We start from the raw sequence: 1,421 nt of genomic DNA on the forward strand, positions 1-1,421 counted from the left end.
TCTTGAGACACTCGCGCCTCACCTCATCGGAGTAGCCTCGGTGAGATTCATACGTATCAATGAACTGACGACCGCAAGCAACGCAGATGTGATTTTGCTTACCACTTCTCTTGCCGTTTTTACGGATATGAGTAGCCCCGCACTCTGGACATTGCATGGCAGATTCCTCCTGTTCATCTTCTAATTATGCAACACCGGATCAAGCCCACTGCCGCGTCGTCGAATGGAAGGTTGCCACTCCGGAAAAGTCTCATGGGACAGATAAGTATAGACCGTGCGTTTGCCCATGCCCAGATGGTGCGCAATGTCTTGGATGCGATAGCCCTGCTGCTGTAAAATGTGGACCTGCTCATAGCGTTCCAAACGTTGAGCCCGTTTGGTGATCGTGGGTTGTGGCGTCAGTTCGCAAGCCCAGGGGGTAACGACAGCGTTGCCCAACGGCTGGGCTTGTTCGATGCGTCTAAAGACTTGAACCTGTCCCTTGAATGCTTTTTCCAGGGTCTCCTCAAGGTTCTGCAGTAGATGAAAGCGATCCGCGACCTGGATGGCCTCCGGAGCACCTTCGCTCATGCCCCGCTTATAGGCTTTGGAGCGGTCGCGGGACAAGATTTCCACGCCCGGATGCGCTTTCAACCATTCAGCCAGGGTTTCTGCACTACGGTCGGGTAACAGTGCGACCGGTTGATGAGTTTCGAGATCCACTAAAATCGTCCCGTATTGGTGGCCTTTTCGTAGAGCAAAGTCATCCACTCCCAACATACGTGGAGTGTCCATTTCAGGAAACGATAGGCGGGCGATGAGATGCAGAAAGGTATTGCGACTGGCCGCCACGTTCAGGTGTTGACCGAGACGGACAGCGGCTGAACCGCCCAAGCTCAGCCCGATGGCGGTAAGCTGCTCAGCATAGCGCCGGGTGCGTCTGGCCCAAGGAGCCACAATGGTTGGCAATCGCTCGGTGAAGATGCGACGACGACAAGCCTCATTCAGGCAAAAGAACTTACACACCTCCAACATGATAGTGAGCCCGAACTGAGCCAAGGGCAAGTCTTTGAGCGTTCGCTTATAACGGCTATGGACGCGCCTGGTCAGTGTCTGACAAAGCGGACAACAGGCCACCGTTTGGATAGAGCAAACGGTGATGACCATCTGGTGGCTCTCTGCATCGAGATCCCAGTGTTTGAGGTTCAGCGTCGAGGCATCGGGCAGACAATACTCTAGAAGTTTCATAGGACTACAGTTTTGAGGGGTAGTTCCTATGTACCTCTCTACATGCAAGTTGGATCACCAAAAGTTGCCAAGAGCCCAAGATAATTGTCACCTGACAGCAGAGGTCGTTCTAGCCGGGCGTACCCGTTGGAAGGTCGAAAACGAGAATAACAACACGCTCAAAACCAAGGGCTACAACCTGGAACACAACTTCG

1 protein-coding gene and 1 pseudogene are annotated in these 1,421 nt (G+C 53.3%); both read right to left on the reverse strand.

The window, feature by feature from the left end:
* Window positions 1–157, reverse strand: a pseudogene (locus tag JUJ53_RS00290) (IS1 family transposase); the annotation flags it as partial.
* A gap of 23 nt (window positions 158–180) precedes the next feature.
* Window positions 181–1,227 (reverse strand): ISL3 family transposase, encoded by a 1,047-nt coding sequence (locus JUJ53_RS00295; protein ID WP_204150002.1) that lies wholly within the window; start codon window positions 1,225–1,227, stop codon window positions 181–183.
* Between the last annotated feature and the right edge of the window lie 194 nt (window positions 1,228–1,421).

It is taken from the genome of Leptolyngbya sp. CCY15150 (assembly GCF_016888135.1).
In the GTDB taxonomy this organism is placed as follows: domain Bacteria; phylum Cyanobacteriota; class Cyanobacteriia; order RECH01; family RECH01; genus RECH01.

Excerpts from the sequence above, each read along its gene's own strand:
- JUJ53_RS00295 (WP_204150002.1), bottom strand. The coding sequence starts at position 1,227 with ATGAAACTTCTAGAGTATTGTCTGCCCGATGCCTCGACGCTGAACCTC.